The organism is Methylobacterium sp. GXS13 (genome assembly GCF_001455965.1).
GTDB lineage: Bacteria > Pseudomonadota > Alphaproteobacteria > Rhizobiales > Beijerinckiaceae > Methylobacterium.
Map to the genome: position 1 here is coordinate 221,597 of NZ_LKKO01000036.1, position 7,179 is coordinate 228,775.

Here is a 7,179-nt window from a genome sequence, read left to right on the forward strand (position 1 = left end):
CCCTACTGCGCTGTGCAGGATCGGCTAACCGGCGCCACACCCGGCTCGGGAATCGGCAGACAAGGCCTGAACAAGGACGGCAGACCATGTAGCCTGGGGTGACGGTGTGAGTCGTCGCGCAACCCCGAGAGGCGTACCATGTCCGGATCCGGCCATCCCCACCCGTCCGTCGACGTGGGCGGCCATCCGTTCGCAGCCTTCGCGGCGGAGACCATCCCGCTGTCGCCCCTGCGGGCTGCCATGGTCGCCGCCTGCCGCCGGCCCGAGCCGGACTGTATCGCGCCGCTCCTCGACCGCGCGCGCCTGCCGCCCCAAGCGGCCGCTCGCGTCGCCGAGACCGCCCGGCACCTGGTCGAGACCCTGCGCCGCCAGCCCCGGCACGGCGGCGTCGAAGGGTTGATCCACGAATACGCTCTGTCGAGCCAGGAGGGCGTGGCGCTGATGTGCCTGGCGGAGGCGCTGCTGCGCATCCCCGATGCCGCCACCCGCGACGCGCTGATCCGGGACAAGATCGCCGGCGGCGACTGGGCGGCGCATCTCGGCCACAGCCCGTCGCCTTTCGTGAATGCGGCGACCTGGGGCCTGCTGGTCACCGGAAGGCTCGCGGCGACGCGCAGCGAGACCGGCCTGTCGGCGGCGCTCACCCGGCTAATCGGGCGCGGCGGCGAGCCGCTGATCCGCAAGGCGGTGGACCTCGCCATGCGGCTGATGGGCGAGCAGTTCGTCACCGGGCGCGACATCGCCGAGGCCCTCCGCAACGCGAAGCGCATGGAGGCGAAGGGGTTCACCTATTCCTACGACATGCTCGGCGAGGCGGCCTTCACCTCCGAGGATGCGGAGCGGTATCTACGATCCTACGAAGAGGCGATCCGGGCCATCGGCGAGGCCTCGGCCGGGCGGGGGATCCTTCGGGGGCCCGGCATCTCGATCAAGCTGTCGGCGCTCCATCCGCGCTACACCCGGTCCCAGCGCGGGCGGGTGATGGCCGAGCTGGCGCCCCGGGTCCTCGGCCTCGCGCGCCTCGCCCGGCGCTACGACATCGGCCTCAACATCGACGCCGAGGAGGCGGACCGGCTCGACCTGTCCCTCGACATCCTCGAAACCCTGGCCTTCGATCCGGATCTCGCCGGCTGGGATGGGCTCGGATTCGTCGTACAGGCCTACGGCAAGCGCTGCTCGTTCGCGATCGACGTGCTCGTCGACCCAGCCCGGCGCAGCCGGCGCCGGCTGATGGTCCGCCTGGTGAAGGGGGCCTACTGGGACAGCGAGATCAAGCGCGCGCAGGTGGACGGGCTCGAAGGCTTCCCGGTCTTCACCCGCAAGCTGCATACCGACGTGTCCTACCTCGCTTGCGCGCGGACGCTGCTGGCCGCGCCGGACGCGGTCTTCCCGCAATTCGCCACCCACAACGCCCAGACGCTCGCCAGCATCGTCGAGATGGCGGGGCCGGAATTCTGGGTCGGCCAGTACGAGTTCCAGTGCCTGCATGGGATGGGCGAGCCGCTCTACGAGGCGGTTGTCGGCCCCGACAAGCTCGGCCGGCCGTGTCGGATCTACGCGCCTGTCGGCACCCACGAAACCCTGCTCGCCTATCTGGTCCGGCGGCTCCTGGAGAACGGCGCCAACTCCTCCTTCGTGAATCGCGTCGGCGACGCCTCCGTGCCCGTGGCGGACCTGATCGCCGATCCGGTCGCGGCGGTCGCGGCGATGCCGATCCCGGGCGCACCGCACGCCCGCATCGCGCTGCCCCGCGACCTCTATGGTCCGAGCCGCGCCAATGCCGCCGGCCTCGACCTCGCCGACGAGGCCGCGCTGGCACAGCTCGCCGATCATCTGGCCGAGAGCGGTCGAACGGAATGGCGGGCCGTGCCCTCCGAAGCCGACCCGGATTCGGCCGACGCGCCGGTCCGCAATCCGGCCGACCACCGGGACCGCGTTGGAACGGTCCGGGCCGCATCGCCCGCCGAGATCGACGCTGCGCTCGCCCGGGCGGACGCGTCCGCCGAAGCCTGGGGTGCGACGGCGCCGAAAACCCGCGCCGCCGCGCTGCGCAAGGCCTCCGACGCCCTGGAAGCCCGGATGCCGGCGCTGCTCGGGCTGATCGTGCGCCAGGCCGGAAAGTCCTACGCCAACGCCGTGGCGGAGGTCCGCGAGGCGGTTGATTTCTTGCGCTACTACGCGGCCGAGGCGGAGCGGACGCTCGACGGGACGCAAGCCCCCCTGGGCCCGGTGGTCTGCATCGCGCCCTGGAATTTCCCCCTGGCGATCTTCGTCGGGCAGGTCGCGGCGGCGCTGGCCGCCGGCAACCCGGTCCTGGCCAAGCCCGCCGGCGAGACGCCGCTGATCGCCGCCGAGGCGATCCGGGTGCTGCACGCGGCCGGCGTCCCGGAAGATGCGCTGCAATTCCTGCCCGGGCCGGGCGAGGTCGGCGCGGCGCTCATCGGCGACGCGCGGGTGCAGGGGGTGATGTTCACCGGCTCGACCGCGGTCGCCAAGACCATCCAGCGCCGCCTCGCCGTGCGCCTGACCCGGGACGGCGAGCCGGTCCCGCTCATCGCCGAGACCGGCGGCCAGAACGCCATGGTGGTCGATTCCTCCGCCCTCGCCGAGCAGGTCGTCGCCGACGTGATCGCCTCGGCCTTCGATTCCGCCGGCCAGCGCTGCTCGGCCCTGCGCATCCTGTGCCTGCAGCACGAGATCGCCGACCGCACACTCGCGATGCTTCAGAGCGCCATGCGCGAATTGGTGGTCGGCGATCCGCGCGGGCTGGCGGTCGATGTCGGCCCGGTGATCACCCGGGCTGCGGCCGAGCGCATCGACGGGCATGTCGCCGCGATGCGTGCGCGTGGTCTTGCGGTTCACCAGGTTCCGCTGCCGGACGCGGCGGCCTTCGGCACCTTCGTGCCGCCCACGCTCATCGAGATCGACCGCGTCGCCGATGTCGAGCACGAGGTGTTCGGGCCGGTGCTGCACGTCCTGCGCTATGCCCGCCAGGACCTCGACCGGCTGCTGACCGACATCGATGCCACCGGCTACGGCCTCACCTTCGGCCTCCACACCCGCATCGACGAGACCGCGGACCGGGTTCTCGCACGCGTTGCAGCCGGCAACCGCTACGTGAATCGCACCGTCATCGGTGCGGTGGTCGGCGTGCAGCCGTTCGGCGGATCCGGCCTGTCCGGCACCGGGCCGAAGGCCGGCGGCCCGCTCTATCTCGGCCGCCTGCTGAAGCGCCCGCCGGCCGCCGCCCTCGACGGGCTGACGGGCGACGAGGATCTGAGCCGCCGCTACGCCGACTGGCTGCGCGCGCGCGGGCACGGACCGCTCGCGGATCGGCTCGCCGCCGAGCGCTTTCCGCAGCGTGCCGAGGTCGAGCTGGCCGGGCCGGTCGGCGAGCGCAACCTGTACGGGCTGCATCCGCGGGGACGCGTCGCGGCGGTTGCGGCGACGGAGACCGGGCTGCTGCTCCAGCTCGGCGCGATCCTGGCGACCGGCAACCACGCGGTGGTGATCGGCTCCAACCCCGGCGTCGATAGCCTCCGCGACCTGCCGGCCGACCTCGGCGCCCGGATCGCGCGGGCGGCCGATCTCGAACGGGCCGGCGATCTTGAGGCGGTGCTGTTCGAGGGCGATACGACCGCCTTGCGGGCCCTGAATCGCGTCCTGGCCGCGCGGCCTGGGCCGATCCGGCAGGTCCAGGGCCGCACACCCGAGGCCCTCGCGAACGGCGACCTCTACGCACTGCCGGGCCTCGTCGAGGAGCGCGCGACCGCAATCAACACCGCGGCCGCAGGCGGCAATGCCAGCCTGATGGCGATCGGCTGAGCGCTCAGGCCGACCGGCGGAGGTTCCAGAAGATCGGCAGGCCGGTCAGCATGCCCTCCAGGTCGCGGCGGTAAGCGGTGGGCTGGAAATACTGGCCGCAGGGAAGGTAGGCGCCGACTTCCAGGGCCCGCGCCTGGATCTTGGCCGCCAGAGCCTTCTGTCCGTCGAGGTCGGGGGCGGCGAACCAGGCGCTGCGCAACTCTTCGAGCGGCGCGTCGGTGAGCCAGCTCGGGACGCCGGCGCGGCCGTTGCCGCGGACGGCCAGGTGATAGGCCGGCGAGATCATGTCGAGGCCGCCGGAGAAGATGCCGAACATCGACCAGCCGCCCTGGTCCAGGGGCTTCGCGCTGAGGATGCGCTGGTTCACCGTGCCCCAATCGGTGGCCACTACGTCGAGATTCATCCCGAGCTTGCGGCAGAGATCGGCCATCACCTCGCAGACCGCGTTGATCCGCGGCACGTCGGTGCCGGCGAGCAGCACGACCTTCTCGCCGTTGTAGCCGGCTTCCGCCAGCGCCCGCTTGGTGGCGGCGAGGTCGCGCTTGCCGGTAAGCACGCCCATCCCGGCATCGGACGCCATCGGGCCGCCGGCGGTGAAGATGCCGACCGGGCCGCGCCGGATCGTCGAATCGCTGCCGGCCACCGCGTCCATCATCTCCGTTTGGTCCACCGCCGATAGCAGCGCGTGGCTGATCTTCGGATTGTCGAAGGGCGGCAGGGTGTGGTTGAGGCGGATCTGGCCGATCAGCCCAGCGCTCTCCACGAGCTCGACGCGCACGTCCTTCTGGCGCAAAAGGTCGGGCACCAGATCGACCAGGGGCTGCTCCCACCAGTCGATCTCGCCCGAGCGCAAAGCGCCGGCCGCGGTGGCGCCGTCGGGAATCGTGCGCCACTCGATCCGGTCGAAATGCGCGATCCGGGGACCGGCGGTGAAGCTCGCGCTGCCGTCCGGGCGCGGTCGGTAATCCTCGAACTTGCGGTAGACGTTGAGCGAGCCCGGCACCCGCTCGGCGGCCGCGTAGCGGTAGGGGCCGCTGCCGACGATCTCCGCGACGGCCTGGGTGGCCGGCGTCGCGCTCAGCCGTTCGGGCATGATCACCGGCAGGTAGGAGGTGGGCTTCGCCAGGGCGTCCGGCAGGAGCGGGAACGGCCGCTTGAGCCGGAACTGCACCAGCGTGTCGGAGGGGGCGGAGAGTTCGTCCACCGTGGCGAACAGCGCGCTCCCGAAAGCATCGCGCTGGGACCAGCGCTTGAGGCTCGCGACGACGTCGCGGGCGAGCACCGGCATGCCGTCGTGGAAGCGCAAACCGTCCCGCAGGGTCAGGCGCCAGGTCAGCCCGTCCGGCGACACGTCGTGGCCCGCCACCATCTGCGGCTGGGCGCGGTAGGATGCGTCAAGGCTGTAGAGGGTGTCGAACACCATCAGCGCGTGCGTGCGCGTGACGTAGTTGGTGGTGATGATCGGATCGAGGAGCGCCAGGTCGGCGTAAGGCACGAAGCGCAGCGTGGTGGCCGAGGCCGTGCGGACCCGGGCGGGGCGTGCCACCGCGCCCGCGATCAGGGCGCCGGCGCCTTGCAGCAGGGTGCGTCGCTTCATGCTGTCGTCCGCTCGTATCCCGGGGTTGCCGACGCCACTGCGCGCGGCCCGCTCCGGTTGCAAAGCCTACGCCAGCAGCCGGCCGTGGGATCTTCGAGGGACGAAAGAGGCCGCCCGGTCTGTTTCCGGACGCACCCGAGCGTGACGGGTCGGCGCGCTTCAGCGCATCGCCACCATCACTTCAAGAATCAGGCGGCGCGGGACCAGCGGATGTCGCCGAGGCTCTCGCGGAAGGCGAAGCGGGCGAGGTGGTCGGCGACCACGTTCTCGAGCCGGGTGAGGTTCACCGGGTCGGCACTGTCGATGCGCATCACCAGGGCGTCGGGCTCGGCATCGAAGGTGCAGACGCGATCCTCACCGAACGGCACGGTGCCGTGCTCGGGGGTCGCCTCGACCTTGAACTTGTGGCTCCAGTGCCGGCACAGCTGCTGCAGGTAGCGGCTCGCCTCGGTGGTCTGCACACGGGCCTGGGAGGTAGGCATTCCGTCGGTCTCCAGAAAAGGGAAAAGGCTGTCTGTCGGTGGACGGCTCATCATTTGTCTCGCACATGCGAGATGAATGGTTGCTGAGCAAAGACCATGCCTGGGCGGGCGCGGGTGTCCCCGGTGTCTGTAATAAGGGTCGGCCCGAAGCGTTAGCAGTCGCTTAACGCCCAGTCCGGCGGCGACGAACCGTGCCGTTGCGGCAACTCCTGCACCCGCCGCCGTGCCGAATTATGGCGCGCCGCACAAATTTTATCGCCTCATTCCGAGACGTGATCGACAGTGTCCAAAGGTGCGGTGGCCCGCACGGCTCGAACCGGACGCCTGACGCCCCCTTGAGGACAGCGCTGGAGACGAGGCGGTGATGCATCGCTGGACGGCCGAGGCCGCTAACCCGACCCGCCGGCCCGGTACGAAGCCCATCTCCTGGTCGCAAGCGTCAACCCGGGGGGCACCCGCTCCGCATCAGCACGGGATGGCAATCCGCCGCCCGTGCTTGTGCCGGCGCGCTCCTGACGCCAGCACGACCATGCCCGCGTCCTCGAGGCTTGGGATGGGCGACGACGTTCTCGAAGACGCCGTGGCGCCGCTCGGCGGGCATCAGACCCGACGGGGCGACGCGTGTACAGGTAGCCGCGATAGGATCGCCATGGTCTGTTGCCGGGTCTCATGTTGGATGCGCGCGGCCCGCTCGTCCGAGTCTGCGGCATAGCTGACCTCAGACGCTGCGAGACGTACGTCGGCGACGGGTCGATTTGCGGGTGTCGATGGCTTTGCCGAAAGCAGGAAAGCCCTTGAAATCTATCGCAGCATTGCCCGATCCGACGTCAATATTTGGCTGGAAACCGATAAAAACTTATTCTATTCCGCAAAATTTGGTTCCATATATTGGTAACCCAAAAGTCGACAGCGGTTGATCATTTGCTATTTGAGATGACGTCAATCATATATTCGTTCAAGTCACGGAAATCCTTAACTGTCCATGCGAAGCCCGGCAGAGCCACGCCATTCTCGCGCAGGGTTCTGGGGATGAGATCGCCGTTTGGGCGGAGTATGATCGACGATACGATGACACCGGGATAATCGTGGAGACGCTTCTTGAATTCTGGTTTCGTAAGGTTTGGTGTTGGTGGATCGCTCTTATCGGCTAGAGGCTGTTATGGACCTGGGTCGGGCTGATGCTCAGATGAGCGGGGATGAGCGCGACCCGCAAGCTGTATCCGTCCGATGTTTCCGATGAGGAGTGGGCGCTGGTTGCGCCCTACCTGACGCTGC

At 69.7% G+C, this 7,179-nt stretch carries 3 protein-coding genes; 1 reads left to right on the forward strand and 2 read right to left on the reverse strand.

Going from position 1 to position 7,179, the window contains the following annotated elements; all coding sequences use genetic code 11:
* The first annotated feature begins 138 nt into the window (after positions 1 to 138).
* A complete protein-coding gene (gene putA, locus AO398_RS14160) occupies positions 139 to 3,825 on the forward strand; it encodes a trifunctional transcriptional regulator/proline dehydrogenase/L-glutamate gamma-semialdehyde dehydrogenase (RefSeq protein WP_058192736.1) in 3,687 nt (1,228 codons plus the stop codon).
* A 4-nt stretch (positions 3,826 to 3,829) separates the two neighbouring features.
* On the opposite strand, the gene AO398_RS14165 is transcribed toward putA, so the two are convergent.
* The gene (locus tag AO398_RS14165) at positions 3,830 to 5,422 is read right to left on the reverse strand and encodes an ABC transporter substrate-binding protein (protein WP_058192737.1); all 1,593 of its coding nucleotides are present in this window, start codon (positions 5,420 to 5,422) and stop codon (positions 3,830 to 3,832) included.
* Between the two features lie 188 nt (positions 5,423 to 5,610).
* Positions 5,611 to 5,904 (reverse strand): DUF2218 domain-containing protein, encoded by a 294-nt coding sequence (locus AO398_RS14170; protein WP_058192738.1) that lies wholly within the window; start codon positions 5,902 to 5,904, stop codon positions 5,611 to 5,613.
* Positions 5,905 to 7,179: the final 1,275 nt, after the last annotated feature.